15 protein-coding genes and 1 pseudogene are annotated in these 15,428 nt (G+C 47.8%); 6 read left to right on the top strand and 10 right to left on the bottom strand.

The features are described from left to right. Nucleotides 1–127: 127 nt before the first annotated feature. The 3 genes from SPB21_RS15980 to gntT all read right to left on the bottom strand — a co-directional run bounded on the left by SPB21_RS15980 (nt 128) and on the right by gntT (nt 3,671). On the bottom strand, nt 128–1,279 hold the full coding sequence (locus tag SPB21_RS15980) for a phosphotransferase enzyme family protein (protein ID WP_499867129.1): 1,152 nt from the start codon (nt 1,277–1,279) through the stop codon (nt 128–130). A gap of 194 nt (nt 1,280–1,473) precedes the next feature. Then, nucleotides 1,474–2,250 (bottom strand): TIGR00297 family protein, encoded by a 777-nt coding sequence (locus SPB21_RS15975; protein WP_163667465.1) that lies wholly within the window; start codon nt 2,248–2,250, stop codon nt 1,474–1,476. Between the two features lie 74 nt (nt 2,251–2,324). Further along, nucleotides 2,325–3,671 carry a guanitoxin biosynthesis MATE family efflux transporter GntT gene (gene gntT, locus SPB21_RS15970; protein ID WP_499867127.1) on the bottom strand — a complete coding sequence of 449 codons (1,347 nt, stop codon included), beginning with the start codon at nt 3,669–3,671 and terminating at the stop codon, nt 2,325–2,327. Nucleotides 3,672–3,835: 164 nt separating this feature from the next. Here gntT and SPB21_RS15965 point away from each other — a divergent pair, with 164 nt between their 5' ends. Beyond that, nucleotides 3,836–4,237 (top strand): hypothetical protein, encoded by a 402-nt coding sequence (locus tag SPB21_RS15965; protein ID WP_163667470.1) that lies wholly within the window; start codon nt 3,836–3,838, stop codon nt 4,235–4,237. 443 nt (nt 4,238–4,680) lie between these two features. Then, the gene (locus tag SPB21_RS15960) at nt 4,681–5,043 is read left to right on the top strand and encodes a thioredoxin family protein (protein WP_163667472.1); all 363 of its coding nucleotides are present in this window, start codon (nt 4,681–4,683) and stop codon (nt 5,041–5,043) included. A gap of 32 nt (nt 5,044–5,075) precedes the next feature. On the opposite strand, the gene ribD is transcribed toward SPB21_RS15960, so the two are convergent. Further along, nucleotides 5,076–6,179, bottom strand: coding sequence for a bifunctional diaminohydroxyphosphoribosylaminopyrimidine deaminase/5-amino-6-(5-phosphoribosylamino)uracil reductase RibD (gene ribD / locus SPB21_RS15955; protein WP_163667475.1), 1,104 nt, complete (start codon nt 6,177–6,179; stop codon nt 5,076–5,078). A 53-nt stretch (nt 6,180–6,232) separates the two neighbouring features. Between ribD and SPB21_RS15950 the strand changes: the two genes are divergently transcribed. Then, entirely contained in the window at nt 6,233–6,460 is a 228-nt protein-coding gene (locus SPB21_RS15950) for a hypothetical protein (RefSeq protein ID WP_499867125.1), read from the top strand. Between the two features lie 71 nt (nt 6,461–6,531). Here the strand turns inward: SPB21_RS15950 and bioF are convergent, their stop codons facing one another. The 4 genes from bioF to SPB21_RS15930 all read right to left on the bottom strand — a co-directional run bounded on the left by bioF (nt 6,532) and on the right by SPB21_RS15930 (nt 12,145). Next, nucleotides 6,532–7,704, bottom strand: coding sequence for an 8-amino-7-oxononanoate synthase (gene bioF / locus SPB21_RS15945; protein ID WP_499867124.1), 1,173 nt, complete (start codon nt 7,702–7,704; stop codon nt 6,532–6,534). 11 nt (nt 7,705–7,715) lie between these two features. After that, nucleotides 7,716–8,225 carry a hypothetical protein gene (locus SPB21_RS15940; protein WP_163699029.1) on the bottom strand — a complete coding sequence of 170 codons (510 nt, stop codon included), beginning with the start codon at nt 8,223–8,225 and terminating at the stop codon, nt 7,716–7,718. A gap of 271 nt (nt 8,226–8,496) precedes the next feature. Beyond that, entirely contained in the window at nt 8,497–8,976 is a 480-nt protein-coding gene (locus tag SPB21_RS15935; protein WP_163699031.1) for a hypothetical protein, read from the bottom strand. A 214-nt stretch (nt 8,977–9,190) separates the two neighbouring features. Further along, nucleotides 9,191–12,145 carry a phycobilisome rod-core linker polypeptide gene (locus tag SPB21_RS15930; protein ID WP_499867123.1) on the bottom strand — a complete coding sequence of 985 codons (2,955 nt, stop codon included), beginning with the start codon at nt 12,143–12,145 and terminating at the stop codon, nt 9,191–9,193. A 433-nt stretch (nt 12,146–12,578) separates the two neighbouring features. On the opposite strand from SPB21_RS15930, the gene SPB21_RS15925 reads away from it, so the two are divergent. After that, nucleotides 12,579–13,166 carry a sulfite oxidase-like oxidoreductase gene (locus SPB21_RS15925; protein ID WP_163699035.1) on the top strand — a complete coding sequence of 196 codons (588 nt, stop codon included), beginning with the start codon at nt 12,579–12,581 and terminating at the stop codon, nt 13,164–13,166. A gap of 134 nt (nt 13,167–13,300) precedes the next feature. Continuing rightward, nucleotides 13,301–14,071, top strand: coding sequence for a cobyrinic acid a,c-diamide synthase (locus SPB21_RS15920; protein WP_163667493.1), 771 nt, complete (start codon nt 13,301–13,303; stop codon nt 14,069–14,071). Between the two features lie 27 nt (nt 14,072–14,098). On the opposite strand, the gene SPB21_RS15915 is transcribed toward SPB21_RS15920, so the two are convergent. After that, the gene (locus SPB21_RS15915; RefSeq protein ID WP_163661787.1) at nt 14,099–14,350 is read right to left on the bottom strand and encodes a hypothetical protein; all 252 of its coding nucleotides are present in this window, start codon (nt 14,348–14,350) and stop codon (nt 14,099–14,101) included. 66 nt (nt 14,351–14,416) lie between these two features. Next, nucleotides 14,417–14,596: pseudogene (locus SPB21_RS15910) on the bottom strand (hypothetical protein); the annotation flags it as partial. Nucleotides 14,597–14,766: 170 nt separating this feature from the next. On the opposite strand from SPB21_RS15910, the gene SPB21_RS15905 reads away from it, so the two are divergent. After that, complete coding sequence (locus SPB21_RS15905; RefSeq protein ID WP_163667497.1) at nt 14,767–15,396, top strand: LabA-like NYN domain-containing protein; 630 nt, start codon at nt 14,767–14,769, stop codon at nt 15,394–15,396. The last annotated feature ends 32 nt before the right edge of the window (nt 15,397–15,428 follow it).

Raw genomic sequence — 15,428 nt, 5'->3', positions numbered from 1 at the left:
CACAAGATAAATAAGGTCTACCAAGGGAGGAGCCACAACGATGTTGCTAAGCTCCTTTGCCCAAGGGCCTAGAGGCCTGGGGACAGCTACTGAGTTACCTGTAGAACTCAGTACGTACTAAATAGTTCTAAGCTACATACCCAACTTCAGAACAGTAATGGGCTTTTAATTGATTAATTACGGTTTGAATTAAGGGTTTCTGATGGCAAATGCTTTCAGCCAACTGAAATTGAACTAACGCTCGTTCAAGGTTATGGTTCGGTCGCTGAGTCTTAAAATAAATGTCCCCTGCCAGGTGATCGCTAAAAAAGCGCAATCCTAGCTCAAACGTAATCAGCCAAATAGCGTCATAGATGTAGTCATATTCCACCGCATTCAAGAAATCACTAGCGCTGGAAAGATACCCCTTTAGTACAGCTGCACCCAGCTCCACATCAAAGATGACAGCTTGCCAATTTTGGGTTTCTTCCCCTAATGGGTTGCAACTAGAGCGTAGGCAATCGCCAATGTCATAGTGGACCAGACCGGGTTTGACAGTGTCTAGATCAATAAGGCTGGTGGCCTGTCCGGTGGTCGTGTCAATCAGGATATTGTTAATCTTTGGATCCCCATGAATCGAGCGTAGGGGCAAACGACCTGTGGCTTTGGCATCTTCCAAGACCGATAGTCGCTGGCGATGGCTATCAATCAGTTGGCAGCAGTGATGTTCTTCAAAAGATAGGGAAGCAGCTTGGGGCAGAATCGCATCGTACTGTTTCAGATAGTGAGGGGTGATGTGAAATCCAGGTAGGGTATCTGCCAGATTTGCACAGGGCAGATCGCTGAGCAAACTGTGGAAACAGCCAAGACCATAGCCAATCTCAGTGGCATGTTCCTGGTGTTGAATGGTGTTGAATGTGGTGGTGCCTTGTACAAAGCTCAGACCGCGCCAAATATTACCCTGGGTATCTATCCAGTGGTGCTGATTGTCATCTGTTTTAAGAACAGTGGGGACTTCCCAACGACGATTGAGGGGAGCTTTGTCTAAGCGCTGATGAGCATGGCTGACAAACTGGCACAGGTTATCCATAACCTGATGAGGCTGGGGAAATACCTCAGTATTGATGCGCTGGAGGACAAACGGCTGTTCTGCATCAACTAGATATGTATCGTTGATATTACCGCTACCGAGGGGGCGAATATCTCCCACAGTGCCATAGCCAATAAATTGTTGGGCAATGTGAGCAAGGGTGTTGTTTTGGCTTGTTGATGATTTGGGCAGCTCAGCCTCAGAGAGCATGGGATTGTCTAATAAAACTTTGGCTAATCATACGTTCATCCCTAGAACTAGGGAAACCGGATAGGCCATAAAAAGGTTCCATCAACGGTTTTAGAAGTTTCAATATGTTTAAGCTCCAGGACATGATTGATGTCGAGCCATGGGTGATTAAAAGAATATTCCTAGGACTTTACTGCAATGTCAATGCCATACCATTATTTAATAGCCAGTAGAGCGCCTAGTGAGATCGCAACTACAGCCCCAATCAGCGTATTAATAATGTTCACCACATCGTGGGTCAATCCTGGCAGCTTGTCCTCAATTGTTGCCCCGATCAAACTTTCAATGGTGGTGGCAACAAAGGCTGCAATGGCACAGATAACAACACCGACCACTGGAATCAAGCCAACACCCCAGGCTGCGACTGCCAAAATCAGAGAGCCGACGACTCCGGCCAGTGTTCCTTCCAGGCTGACAGCGCCTTCTGTACCCCTTGGTACGGGCTGTAGTGTCGTAATTAAAAATGTCCGTTGACCGTAGGCCTTGCCAATTTCTGTCGCGGACGTATCCGATAGCTTCGTACTCAGGCTGGCCACAAACCCCAGAATCAGCAGCTGGGTCACTTGGCCAGTGGTTAATCCTGCTAGGGTGGCAGATGTCAGGCCTGTAAACCATACCAATAGGGCACAGAGGGCCGCTGTCAACGCTGACCCCCAGACATTGCCGGGGCCTCGCACGCCGCCCCGATCTTCCGCGATGCCTGCAGCTGCTTTTTGGGCAAAGCCTACTTTAGTGACTGTAGAACCGGCTGCAAAATAAACCAACGTGACAAAATACGCCTGCCAGCCCAGGCACCCCCAGAGGATAACGCCCAAAACCCAAGCATGGATATAGCCCATGGGAGTTAAGAGCTTTTTGGGACTAGCAAAGGCGAGGCCGATGAGAACTAGGTTGAAAAGGGCTGCAACCAACCAAGGGTTTTGCCATGTCATGGGTCGGTTTCCTTATGCTTATAGTGTACCGGGAGCGGGCTGTTAGTGTTTTCTGTGGTGGGAGTGGCCTACTTCTAAGATGATATCGTTGTCGGTTCTGCCAATGGCATTTTGACTAACTTGTAGACCAAAAACAGCATGAGGACAGTCATGTAGGCTGTTAACGCTGTCCATAGCAAATAGCTGTTATGCCAGTAGACGGCCAACGATGCTAAGGGAATGAAACCGATGCCAAAACCTAGCAGGGCACCATCCCTTAACACTGCCCCTTCTTTTAAGCCAATAAAGTAGCCTTCTAACATAAAGGCAACGGACGTGATGCTGAGTAGGGGCACCAGCCAAGCGGCATAGCTGCCCATGGCCTGACTCACTTCTGTATGGCTGGTGAGCAGGCTGAATATCGTGTTGGGAAAGATCACTGCCGATAGGGCAAAGCCAAGGGAGATAACCAGGCTCGTTACAATGGCGGTTTTAAGGACGGGTACACAGTTATCTGTACGTCCTTGCCCCTTAAAGTTGCCAATCAGGGTTTGGGCCGTCATCCCCACTCCCTGAACCGTAAACTGGCTGAGTAGCGCAATTTGCAGCAATAAACCGTTTTCTGCTAAAGACACGGTACCAAAGGTGGCGCTCAGGTTAGTAAAGATGGAATAGGCAGAAATTAGGGCTAAAAAACGGACCAGGATATTGCCTTTGAGCATCAGGGTGGAACTGAGTGCTTGACGATCGAGCACTTGCCCCATAGCCTTACCTAGATAAGTCCAGTCTATGGTCAGCACAATGGCGATAAACCCGACTAACAAGCCCAGGTACTGACTCAGGGCAGTGGCTAAACCAGCTCCGGTACTTTCCCAACCCCAGCGGTTGATCATGATATAGTCCAGCAGCACATTAGAGCCGTTGGCCATGAGGGATATGAGAAAAACCACGCCATTTTTCTCACGTCCTAAAAACCAGCCAATGAGAACAAAGTTCAGAAGCACCGCTGGGGCTCCCCAGATGCGGGCATTAAAGTAGGTGATGCCCGCCTGTTCAGTTTCAGGGGCTCCGGACAGGATAGTGAAGCCTAGTTCATGGATGGGGTATTGGAACAGTAAAATGACGGCTGCGATCGCAAGTGCCACCAACCCACATCGCAAGACCGCGACCAATACGCCTGTCATATCGTCTTCACCGACAGCCTGGGCCGTTAATGCATTGGTACTGTTGCGTAAGAATTTAAGAATGCGATAGAGGTAATCAAATAAAATACTGCCTAGAATCACTCCAGCCAGATAATGAATATCAGATAAATGCCCTAGAAAAGCAGTATCACAAAGACCTGCTAAAGGCACCATCATGTTGGAAAACACCCCAACGATTGAGAGCCGATAAAACCGGGGCAAAAAGCTTTTGTACGATGCTGGGATAGCAGAAACCATAGATTTTGAGGCAGTCCAGCCGATTGCAGAGAGTTACACTACTGACTTAAATTAATAATGCTTAAGTAAACGTTAATATTGCATACTTAAAAGCATTTTTGCCAGTTTTTCAGGTCTTAGCTGACTCCTTAAAGGCTGACCCTACAGTTATTTCTGCGTTTTTTATGGATTCTATCGAAAAGCTCATCACCATGGCCGAAGACGAGCTGACTCAATACAGTACAGAAGCGCGAAAAATTGAAAAATTACGGCCTAAGGTTGGGCTGACGGTTCCATATCCTCAGCAAAAGCAGATTAAAGAGCAGATCCTGGCAGATATACCTCAAAATATGTTTGCCAAAATTGTTGAACGCGACCGACAGATGGTAGCACTACCTTTTTGGGGCATTGGCGGTTTAGGACTGCTGTTAGGGGTTGCCATGCAGCAACCCCTAGACTTCATGGCTACAGGCGTAGGATTCTACGTTGCGTATGGTATTCAATCATGGGGTTGGAAGCTAGAGGCCAAACGCTTAGTTGTGAAAACCCTGGATATGATTGAAAAAGAAATGCAAAGCGAGGTGTGACATCGTCAGTTATACCCAATTGTATTTTTAGCTATAGGTAAATGTTTGCAGCCAAAGAAAATTTAGTTGCCATCATTTGAGAGAACGCCTCAATTCAGAGGTTATGTTGATCAAACAAAACATAAATTTCTGAATCATTCAGATACATTATTTAATGTTTTCTTAAGTTTTCATAGAAAAAAACACTGTACAAAAGTGACCATTGATGGTCCAATATCTCTATCTATACAAGACTTTCGACGATTAGTAACAATTCTAATCTTGGCTTGATGTCTTTAAGTTGGTATTGCTGAGCGTACGTGGATTTTTATTATTGGCAGGCTGTCTTTTTTGTGAGAAAAGGTTCACAATAATAGAGCAATACCCTTTCGGTATTAGACTTTTCTTAATAAGATTGGAAGTACTAAAAGATTTTTATCAATACTGACAATAATTAAGCGTCAATGACAATTTCTGAAGACAATTTCGAAAGCGTTGTACTAGCTTCTCCTGTGCCGGTTCTAGTGCATTTTTGGGCTCCTTGGTGTGGGTTGTGTCGTCGGGTGACTCCCATGCTCAATAGGTTTCAGCAAGACTGGTCAGGTCAGGTAAATGTCTTTAATATTAATGCTGATGAAAATCTCAAGCTGGCAAATCTGTATCGACTGCAGACGTTACCCACGCTGCTATTTCTAGATCAAGGACAGGTGATTCAGCGGTTTGATGTGTTGCGCAATCGTGATGAGTTTGTCCGAGCGCTCAACTTATTGATGCGTCGTCATCAGTTAGAGGCTGGGCTGACTAAGGATCGTAGGACTGGTTGGTAATAGCTAGCGGTTTTAAGGTACTTATTTTTTACTTAATCCTTTAGATATCCCTCAATCAGCCAGTCTGGACCTATTTTTTGTAGCTCTATGTTGTTTAGGGCTAAGGCTTCAGTCATTTCTCTAAAGCCCATATCGCCGATTGGTGTTTGAGCGTTGCTGCCACCAATCAGCTTAGGGGCGATAAATGCCCATACTTTTTGAATAACGCCCTGCTGTAGAGCTACTGCACTCAAGGTGCCACCACATTCCCACAAAATTGTGGATAACCCCCGTTCAAATAAGTTATTAGCGACTGCTTCGGGTGTTAATGGATTGAGGGAAACGACGTCTATAGATGTTGGCAATATGGACTCTGCCTGTTTCTGATTGATTTCTGTAAATACTAATGTCGGGGCAATGTCAGTTTGCCAAAGATGAGCATTGGTGGGTAGCTCTAGGCTGCGACTCATCACTACACGGAGTGGGTTGCGATCGCACACTCCATGGCTAGTCAATCGAGGATTATCTTTTCGTACCGTATTGCCACCGACAATAACGGCATCGCACTGACCTCGCAGTTGATGTACATGTCGTCGTGATGCAGGGCTGGTGACCCAGGCACTATGGCCAGTGTCCGTAGCAATTTTGCCATCAAGGGTCATGGCATATTTCAAAATGCTAAAGGGTTGACGGTGACGTATGCGATGGATAAAGGCTTCATTGAGGCGTTCACAGGCGACTGTTTCCACATCGGTAATAACTTCAACGCCAGCGGCGCGTAAACGCTCTATGCCGCCGCTGGCCTTAGGATTGGGGTCCCGCATGCCAATCACTACCGTAGCAATGCCTGCCTGTAACACAGCTTCTGTGCAGGGTGGGGTGCGTCCTGTGTGGTTGCAGGGTTCTAAATTTACATAGATTGTGGCCCCTCGGGCGGCCTCACCAGCTGCTCGTAGGGCAAAAACCTCTGCATGGGGTTGTCCTACTTGGGGGTGAAACCCTTCTCCAACAATTTGTCCATCCTTAACAACGATCGCCCCCACCATCGGGTTAGGCGCTGTTCGCCCGGCTCCTTGAGCCGCTAGCTCTAGACAGCGATGCATCATTGTGATGTGACTCTCACCTGTCGGTAGTGACGAATCGTTCTGTGAAATCATGGGCAAATTTATCTAGAATTTTGTATGAGAAGAAGAGTTATTAACATAACCCCATGACTACTGAGAACACTAGCGTGAACTGTGCCGTTGAGTGCGTTAACGGCTGCATTAAAGGCGATGCTTGTCCCAATGAGGCTTATACTCAACAGGCGTCGAATTTTATTGAAAACACGTCTCTCGACAAAATGTTAGAAATTGCTGAAGAGGCACTGCGTAAGAAGATTTTGGCACGGGCAACAGAACCGAGAAAGTGGGTGATGCCGGAGGAGTCGGGAGAATAGGGAGTAGGGTAAGGACCTGAAAAATCCGTTTGGTTTAACGGCGTCTTCGTGTACCTCCCGCTGCCCATGCCCTACTCACCAAAAAAATCTTGAATCCCTGCTACCAATCGATCAATGTCTCCCCTCGAATGGGTCGCCATTACCGTTGCCCTTAGACGACTGGTGGGGACAGTGGGGGGGCGCACTGCGGAGGCAAAAATTCCTTGTTTTTTTAGGTGTTGACCCAGTTGAAGTACTGTTGCTGCGTCTTTGACTTGGATGCAAACAATTGGGGATTCGGAGGGTAAGCGACTAATGTGGGACAGCTGGTCTAGGCGCTGTCTGAGGTAGGTGGCGTTGTGTGCTAGCTGGGTGAGTCTTTCGGGCTCTTGAGAGAGAATTGCGATCGCAGTCCTGGCGGCGGCGGCATCGGCGGGGGAGAGACCTGTTGTATAAATCCACGTGGCGGCACGGTTGCGTAAAAAGTCAATCAATTCAGCGGAACCGGTGACGTAGCCGCCTAAGCTGCCCAAGGCTTTGCTAAGGGTGCCGACTTGTACCATGGGTCGATGACGACAGCCGAGAAGTTCTACGGCACCACCACCGGTTTTACCGAGTACGCCGGTGCCGTGGGCTTCATCCACCATGACCATGGTGTCCCACTGGTCGGCGATGGCTAAAATTTCTGACAGCAGGCACAGGTCTCCATCCATACTAAAGACACTGTCGGTGACGATGATGCAGCGACGATATTGGGGGCGCATCTGCGTCAAATGATGCTGTAGCTGTTCTAAATTGTTGTGGTCATATATGGCAATGGTGGCTCCGCTGAGGCGAGCGCCCATTTGTAGGCTGGAGTGATTGTATTGATCCGCCACAATCAGATCGCGGTGATCCACCAGGGTGGCGAGGGTGCCCAAGTTTGCTAAATAGCCTGAACTAAAGACAATGGCATCGTCGGTCCCTTTAAGTTCTGCGATGGCCTGTTCTAACTCTCGGTGGATGGGGCGCTGACCGCTAAGCAGTCGGGAGCCGGTGCTACCGGTGCCGTAGGTTGCGATCGCATTCGCAGCTGCTTTGGCTAATCTTGGATCGCCCGCCAGGCCCAGATAATCATTGCTGGCGAAGTTTAAGCAGGTATGCCCATTGACGCTGATGGTAGCACCACCTTTGCCATCAACAGTTTGAACCTGGCGGTACCAGTTAGCTCGCTGCAGTGTCTGCAGTGATTTCGTAATCCATCCGTAGGGATTGGTTGCTACCAAAGTCGTGATTGCTAGTCTAAGTTCGATATCCAGGTATGATACCGCCCAGATACACGCACCCGCCCAGTTTCTGAAAATCTAAGAACGACTGTGCTCGATGCCCCATTAGCATCACTAATTTCTAGAGAGCCATCGACCCAGCGATCAAAGTAATTGGTGGCACTGTGAACCCGAATGTCGTAAATTCCCGCTTCGAATTGAAATTTTTTGCTGCGGTTCAGGGTACGAGGGGAAAATAAGCGGCGATTATCAATGTACACATCGGCCCATTCATCGCCCTGGGCGACAATTTCTACGGTGACTTCTCGCGCTGCGCGGTCGTGGTGATTGTCCTCGTCGCTATGGTCGCGCTCGTCAGTTCTTGACGTGGACGGGTAGTTGATAATTGTCTCACTAATAAGGGTTTCTGCAATAAGAGTTTCTGCTGTTATGGGAGTGGCTAAATGGTTGATTAAAGAAGGTGTAACTGCACTAACCAGCAGGGCTGCTAGCCCTAATTTGAGCCATTGTTTCTGTGTCATAGTGACCCTGGTTTAGTTGATAGGTACTCATTGAAATGATCTAAATTTTGCTGTGACGATAGGTGTAATCAAATTCCACCTATCAAATTTCGGAAATATCACACTAGCGCATTTAGATTTTTTCCTGAGACGTATCTCCAGTCCATGCTGGTAGTCTGTCAGGATTTAATTTTGGAGAGAGAGTTTCTCAGCAGAGTAGCTTTCATGATCGCAATCCCATTCGCTAGTCACGATTCACCCTCTTACGTTGAACTTTGAGCTTGACAAACTATTAGCGACGATGACGCCTTGAGGAGCTGCGCTCTGTGGAGATTGGAATCCAGGCATAGGGATCGCCGGAAACCCTTACGCCTCTTTCTGAAAAGCTGACGACAATAATGTTGGTATCATCGCGACCCACATCTAAATAGCCTTCTGCCCAGATATCAAAATAATCGGCACCGGTAATTTTGATTTCGTAGGCCCCTTCTCTGAAGTTGAAGCGCTTACGGCGATTGGCATTGCGGGGTGAAAAAATGCGACGACCGTCAACGTACACATTGGCCCATTCGTCGCCCCGAGCAATAAATTCTACGGTTACATCGTCTCTTGCAGGGTATCGCCGTTCGTAAATAGGATATCGATGGTGCCCGTGGTGGTCGGTGCGAATGATAATCTGATTTGCTTCAGCCAGTGGGGGAACGACAAGCGGGGATGCGATCGCACAGAGCATCCCTAAAATTCCTAGCCTCAGCCATTTTGGGCGTGTCATAGTGGCCTCAATGTGCATTGCACGTAACGTTACAGGGGCACCTCTATTTCCATTTTAGATCTACGGCCAAAACATCCCTTGCCAGTGGTCAGTTTGCCTCAGTGGTTAGGTTTGCTTACATATTAAAAACCTTCCAGATGCCTAGTTTTAGGCATCTGGAAGGCCATGGCTCAGTCACGACTTAACCGCCGCTACGATTTTTGATTGGGCGCTACTAGATCAGACCAAACATTTTCTGAATCAACAGATTGCCATCGGTGACCGGCTGAACCTTAGCAGGGTTTTCGTAGGAGAGACGCTTCTCGACCCGAGCTTTGTTGGAGCCTGCCTTGTCACTGGTGGAAACGCTGGTGAGCATATCGAACATGTTGACGTAGCCTAACAGACGCTTACCAGTCTGGGTTTTATAGCCACGGTAGTAAGGAACTGTATTCTCACCAAAAGCAGTTTGATATTCCTCACTGTCGATGTAAGCATCAATGTCAGCATCGTAACCCTGGTTGTCCACGACGGCACTGTGATAAACAGTCTCGTCATAGCTTTCAGGAGCCCGTCCTAACAGATGCTTAAAGTTCAACTCATGGCAGCGATAACGGGGGGCATTATCAATAAAGCGAGACTTATATAGGTCTGACTTAGCCAATACACGCACAAAGCCGCGTACGGTTAAGTCACCGTTGCGCAGTTGGGATTCTGCACTAGCCAACCGCTCGCTCTCCATGATGTGGGCATTGCCCAACACCTGCTTATAGATAGCGCTAATCGCCAGATTCACATCTTCATCCGATGCACCGGCGTTGAGTTTGATGGGATCCTGATTCGCCAGAGCGTTGTATTGCCCTTGCCAAATGGACGTACGTTCAACTGAAGCTAGAGGGCTTGTGGCCTCCAGGTTAAAGGAATAATCAGGGGTTATGACTGGAGCAGCGGGCTGAGTCTTAGGACGAATATCGGCTACCGGAACAGTCTGCTCGGAGATATCAGGAATACGGCTGGACTGGTTTTTGAGAATGGACTGATCAACGGCAGCACTACCATACTGGCTCAGTTGCTTATCGCTGCTGGAGGCACCACGTAATAACTGGAAGGAATGGGTATAGCTGGCCATTCCTTTCCCAGTTTGGGTTTGGTAGCCACGGAAGTAAGGAACGATGTTGGCCCCAAAGGTTTCAAAGTACTCGTCGCTATCCAGGTAGGCGTCAATTTCAGCGTAAAATCCTTCCTCAGCCAAGATTTGAATATGACGCGAGATCTCTGCACCACTCTCGGGTGCTCGGCCCAGCAAGTGCTTAAAGTTCAGCTCCACTGCTTTTAAGTTAGTGCAACGCTCATAGAATAGGGTGCGATATCTATCTGACTTTGCTAAAGCCCGAACAAATTCCAAGACAGTAATGTCACCGTTGCGTAGCTGTGACTCAGCGATGGGGAAGCGCTCGCTTTCCATTAGATGGGCGTTACCAAACACCTGTCTGTAAGCTGCTTCAATCACTATATCGATTTGAGCAGTACTATCACCCGCTATCAGTTCAACTGGTTGTTGTTCAGCAAATGAGTCAGTATAGGCTCCGATGATAGAAGACGTCCCCACATCCTGTTTAGAAACAAAGATGGGCGTACCAATGGCCTGGGCTAATTGGAACCCCTTAGGATTGAAAACGTTTTCTTGCTTGGATTCGAAGGTCTTGGTTAGGGCTGTTTGCAGTTGGGATTTCTGACTCGCTTTTATGGACTCAGAAACCGAGCGATCGCTGCTGGAAAGACCCTTAATCAGATCAAAGATGCGGTTGTAACCAGCAACATTCTTACCTGTCTGGGTGGCGTAGGCTACATAGTAAGGAACGGTATCTTTACCAAAGTTTTCGTCATACTCCGCACTACCAAAGTACGAATCAATTTCAGCTTCGAGACCGCCTTCCGCCAGGATGCCAAGATGCTTAGACACTTCCTTGAAATTATCAGGAGCCCGGCCTAGCAAATGCTTGAAGTTCAGCTCGATGGCACGAACATTTGAGCAGTTCTCAAAGAATAGAGAACGATAGGCGTCAGACTTAGCTAAGGCCCGGATGAATTCTTTAACCGTCAAAGCCCCATCCTTGAACTGGGACTCAGCCGTCGCCATGCGCTGGCTTTCCATCAGGTGAACGTTACCAAACACCTGCTTATAGGCAGCTCGGATAACAATTTCAACATCTTCACCAGAGGCACCGGGGGACAACTTAACTGGCTGGCTAGCCCGAGAGGCTGGGAATGTGGCCGCCGCCTGCTTAGCGTTGTACTGTTTAACCCACTCATTGGGCGTGATCGGCTCCGATAAAAAGGCAGCTGACTTATAGACAGGAATAAAGTCTGCTTTGGTGAGTTGCTGCTGAGGCTGCTGGTATTCCTGTTCTGGAATAACAGGTGTGGAGAAGGGGAGTGTTGCTAGGGGCTTAATTTCAGTCGGTGTGCCACTTAGCAAACCTGACTGAATTTGAGGTGTGGTGTTGCTCTCAATGGATTTATCGCTGCTAGAGGCTCCCTTGACCAGCTGAGCAGAGTGGGTAAAGCCAGATACAGACTTGCCTGTTTGGGTCTTATGACCGCGATAGTAGGGCACTAAATCTGTACCAAATGCCTGGAAGTATTCGTCGCTATCCAGGTAGGAATCAATCTCGGCCTCAAAGCCATCTTCAGCCAGGGTTTGAATGTGCTCAGAAATCTCTGCGTTATTCTCAGGAGCCCGACCCAGCAAATGCTTGAAGTTTAATTCGACCGCTCTGATGTTGGGGCAGTTTTCAAAAAATACGGCGCGGTAGCGATCGGACTTGGCTAGCTGACGCACAAACTCCAGCACGGTGATTTCGCCTCTACGCAGTTGAGATTCTGCGATCGCAGAGCGCTCACTTTCCATTAAATGAGCATTACCAAATACCTGCTTATAGGCAGCGCGGATAACAACATCTAAATCTGTAACGGATGTTGTGCCGATGAGCTCTACAGGTTGACTGTCTGAGAAAGGACTTAAATAGTTTTTTTGAACGTCAAAATCAGCTGTTGGAGGAGTTGCCGCTTTTGCTGCTTCAGCTGCCTTTTTTTTCTTCAGAGCTACAGCTAAATCAAAACCCTCAGGATTAAATTTCTTTCTGTTAGCCTTTATTGCTGTAGGGCGAAACAAAGTGTTGTTAATCATGGATTTGGCAATACCTTCCTCTATTTGAAAACTTTGGTACACTCCACCGTTTAGAACGGCAACGCTTTGATCTAGCCAACTTTGACCGTTTATGAGAGCTATGCATAAATGGCTTCAACTTTCTTAGAGCTTGTGTAGAGCTGGGCTACACCGTAATTAACTGCGAAAACTCGTGCCCGGTCAACGTTTCAGATAATAGCTACATATCCGAGTCTGCCAGAAAACGGGATCCAGGTGTAAAGAGTTGTAATAACTTGAAAAGCTACATTTAATTTTGGCTGATCGTGATGGGGGGCTGCTCCCCGCCACCCTACAATCTGCTCCCCGCCACCCTACAATTAAATAGCCAAGCTTTTGCATGGCTCAGTTTTTGCATAGCTCAGTTTTTGCATAGCCCAACCTCCCGTGCAGCATCCTTACTAAGGCAGCTCCTATGAAGTTCTTTGAAAAGCCCGGTCCTGACGTTGCTGATCGTGTACCTCCAGGTCAGCATTTAGCTAAAGGGTTTCCTGTGTTGACCTATGGACCTACGCCAGAGGTGACCCAGGACGAGTGGCAGCTAAATCTATCGGGTTTAGTCACCGCTAAAACCTTACGTTGGGCCGATTTAATGGCATTACCGCAGCACCAGTTCACTGCGGATTTTCACTGTGTAACGACCTGGAGCAAGCTAGATGTGACGTGGACTGGCGTCAACGTTATGGATTTATTATCGACGGTTGAGGTGGATGGGCGGGCCGCCCATGTGATGGCCCACTGCTACGGCGGTTACACTACAAATGTAGCCATGGCAGATTTTGCCCGACCTGAAAATTTCCTGGCCCATACCCTGGAAGGCCAGCCTTTACCCTCGCAGCACGGCGGACCCCTGCGATTAGTTGTCCCCCATCTGTATGCTTGGAAAAGTGCTAAGTGGCTCAGTGGTCTAGAGTTTTCTGTAGAGCCAGTGCTTGGTTTTTGGGAACGAAATGGCTATCACAAACGAGGTGAACCTTGGGCCGAAGAGCGGTATAGCGATTAGACGGAACACAAAAGTTTCCTGATCGTCTGCTTACTTATCTGTAGTCCTGAACAGGCCTAAACCAGGTTGTTCAGGTCAAACTTCCTGAAAATGTCAGTGCACTGTGTGATGCAAACCGGTAAATTACAGGTCGCATGTCTGCGATTAATGGCCCCCAAACAAAACAATTAATTCAATCTCTGCCTCCAGAAGCTCAACAGTGGTTATTAGGGTTGCCCTGGGTACAACGCCGCTACGTGTTGTCCCTATGCCATGTGATGTGTGCGACTCCACTGGAGGAGCAGATACAGTTCTTGGATGAGTACACAGCTGATGGTGTGATTTCGCGCATCATTCACGATCGCGATACGACGCAGCGCATTTATCATCATCTACAGCGTTTTCATATTGAGACCAAGCTGACTGAAAGTGTCCTGCGGCGCTATGTGCGTCAGTATTATGTCCACACTGCCCAGGCGCGTCATCATGAGGGTGAAGCCTACCTGGAATCTGCCATTCGGCTGATGATAGATGGCCAGGAACACAATCGCGTCCTCACCTACATCCTTGGATTTGAGCTACTCATATTGCTGTTTAGTATGAGTTGGGAGCAGCACGAGCGGTTTTATGGGTTGCAGCCCAATCAAGAAGACTTTTTTAACCTGTATATTCGACCGGTGCAGCGAGCCCATCGCCTAAATGGTGTAATTGTGCCTAAGGATGAAAATCGCTTTTTTGCCCGTCGCGAATATTTTATCCGTATCCCTCAGCTGAAGCCTGGACAAACGGTGGCGCTAGTGATGGCAAGCTTCTCCCCCAAACAGATTAGTCATTTGGGGGCCATTGTGATGCGTCATCAAAATGCGTTGCAATTTGACTACGAGCATATTTTTCAACAAAACTCCGATGCGGCTATTTTTGGCTAACGCCTATGCCAATATTCCACAGAGTTTCTATTCCACAATACGTATGCCCCCTGCTTGAATGGCATCGAATAGGCGATTAATTTGACGGCGTTCTTGCTCATCGACGGTGCCATCGGCCAAGACCATTTTTGAAAGGGATTGATATTGGGTGTAGGTAATACGCTTGGCCCTGATGAGTTGATCAACTAGCTGAACGACATTATTTTCATCCGTTTCAGCGTTTTCTTGCTGTTCATTACTGTCTGCAGGGTTCATTGCCTTGTCAGAAGGTTCGTTCATAGCTTTAAGATATGAGCGTTTGCCAAGAATCGATGTCTTAAATATTGGCATCCTACCGGAAAGCCTTTACTGATTGGCGGAATGACCCAATCTGAAACAAATGCTATCGAGTAGCAAACTATAAATTAGCTTCTCTTGTTCTGCAATGGATTTATCATGCTGCCAGCGTAAAATACGAGGAAATCGGACAGAAATCCCTGATTTGTGTCGCTTAGACTGGGCGATTCCCTCAAAACCAATTTCAAATTAATCCTTCGGCCCGATGCTCACGGGATGTCTCTCTGAGAGTTTGAAGCTGCTCAAATCCAAATGCACTTTATAAAGTCTGGATAAAACCTTAAGAAATAATTAATATTTCATACTATTCTCAATATAACCAGTCTGCATGTTGCGGCATATCAGCTTCAATCAACTTTATGGAAAATAATATTGAACACAATGGGGCGACTCATTCTTCCCATGGCTCAAACGGTCGTATGGCACGAGGAGGGGATCTTAAGCTGTCGCCCATAGATGGCACATTGTTTGCTCCCTATACGGGCAATCATGTTGCTGCTAGTTGCGATCGCATGGCCGTCTTAATTGACGGCGCAAACTTATTTTATTCCGCCTCTTATCTGGGGATTGAAGTTGACTACGTTCGGTTGCTCAATGCGCTAGTGGGCAAGCGGCAGTTGCTGCGATCTTACTTCTATACCGGTGTAGACCCTAAAAATGAAAAGCAGCGTGGCTTCTTATTATGGCTTAACCGCAATGGGTATCGAGTCATTAGTAAAGATTTAGCCCAGGTCGCTGATGGCTCCCGTCGAGCCAATCTACATGTGGAAATGGCGGTGGATATGCTACGTCTGGCTGACAGTTGCGACACCATCACCTTATTGAGCGGTGATGGTCATTTAACCTATGCGGTAGATGCCCTGAGCTATCGTGGTGTGCGGGTAGAGTTGGTGAGCCTACAATCGATGACGAGCGATACCTTAATTGATCTGGCTGACCACTACACAGATTTGGCAGAGCTACAAGAGTATATCTGTAAGCTGTCCTAACTATAGATTGGTCCCCATAGTTCACACCATCA

The sequence above is a fragment of the Leptothoe sp. ISB3NOV94-8A genome (assembly GCF_043421595.1).
Taxonomy (GTDB): Bacteria; Cyanobacteriota; Cyanobacteriia; order Phormidesmidales; family Phormidesmidaceae; genus Leptothoe; species Leptothoe turfae.
This window is presented reverse-complemented; position numbering and strand designations above follow the sequence as displayed.

What these genes read in the sequence shown, in the direction of transcription:
- SPB21_RS15980 (WP_499867129.1), bottom strand. Translation starts at nt 1,279, where the DNA reads ATGCTCTCTGAGGCTGAGCTGCCCAAATCATCAACAAGCCAAAACAAC.
- SPB21_RS15975 (WP_163667465.1), bottom strand. Translation starts at nt 2,250, where the DNA reads ATGACATGGCAAAACCCTTGGTTGGTTGCAGCCCTTTTCAACCTAGTT.
- gntT (WP_499867127.1), bottom strand. Translation starts at nt 3,671, where the DNA reads ATGGTTTCTGCTATCCCAGCATCGTACAAAAGCTTTTTGCCCCGGTTT.
- SPB21_RS15965 (WP_163667470.1), top strand. Translation starts at nt 3,836, where the DNA reads ATGGATTCTATCGAAAAGCTCATCACCATGGCCGAAGACGAGCTGACT.
- SPB21_RS15960 (WP_163667472.1), top strand. Translation starts at nt 4,681, where the DNA reads ATGACAATTTCTGAAGACAATTTCGAAAGCGTTGTACTAGCTTCTCCT.
- ribD (WP_163667475.1), bottom strand. Translation starts at nt 6,179, where the DNA reads ATGATTTCACAGAACGATTCGTCACTACCGACAGGTGAGAGTCACATC.
- SPB21_RS15950 (WP_499867125.1), top strand. Translation starts at nt 6,233, where the DNA reads ATGACTACTGAGAACACTAGCGTGAACTGTGCCGTTGAGTGCGTTAAC.
- SPB21_RS15940 (WP_163699029.1), bottom strand. Translation starts at nt 8,225, where the DNA reads ATGACACAGAAACAATGGCTCAAATTAGGGCTAGCAGCCCTGCTGGTT.
- SPB21_RS15935 (WP_163699031.1), bottom strand. Translation starts at nt 8,976, where the DNA reads ATGACACGCCCAAAATGGCTGAGGCTAGGAATTTTAGGGATGCTCTGT.
- SPB21_RS15930 (WP_499867123.1), bottom strand. Translation starts at nt 12,145, where the DNA reads ATGATTAACAACACTTTGTTTCGCCCTACAGCAATAAAGGCTAACAGA.
- SPB21_RS15925 (WP_163699035.1), top strand. Translation starts at nt 12,579, where the DNA reads ATGAAGTTCTTTGAAAAGCCCGGTCCTGACGTTGCTGATCGTGTACCT.
- SPB21_RS15920 (WP_163667493.1), top strand. Translation starts at nt 13,301, where the DNA reads ATGTCTGCGATTAATGGCCCCCAAACAAAACAATTAATTCAATCTCTG.
- SPB21_RS15915 (WP_163661787.1), bottom strand. Translation starts at nt 14,350, where the DNA reads ATGAACGAACCTTCTGACAAGGCAATGAACCCTGCAGACAGTAATGAA.
- SPB21_RS15905 (WP_163667497.1), top strand. Translation starts at nt 14,767, where the DNA reads ATGGAAAATAATATTGAACACAATGGGGCGACTCATTCTTCCCATGGC.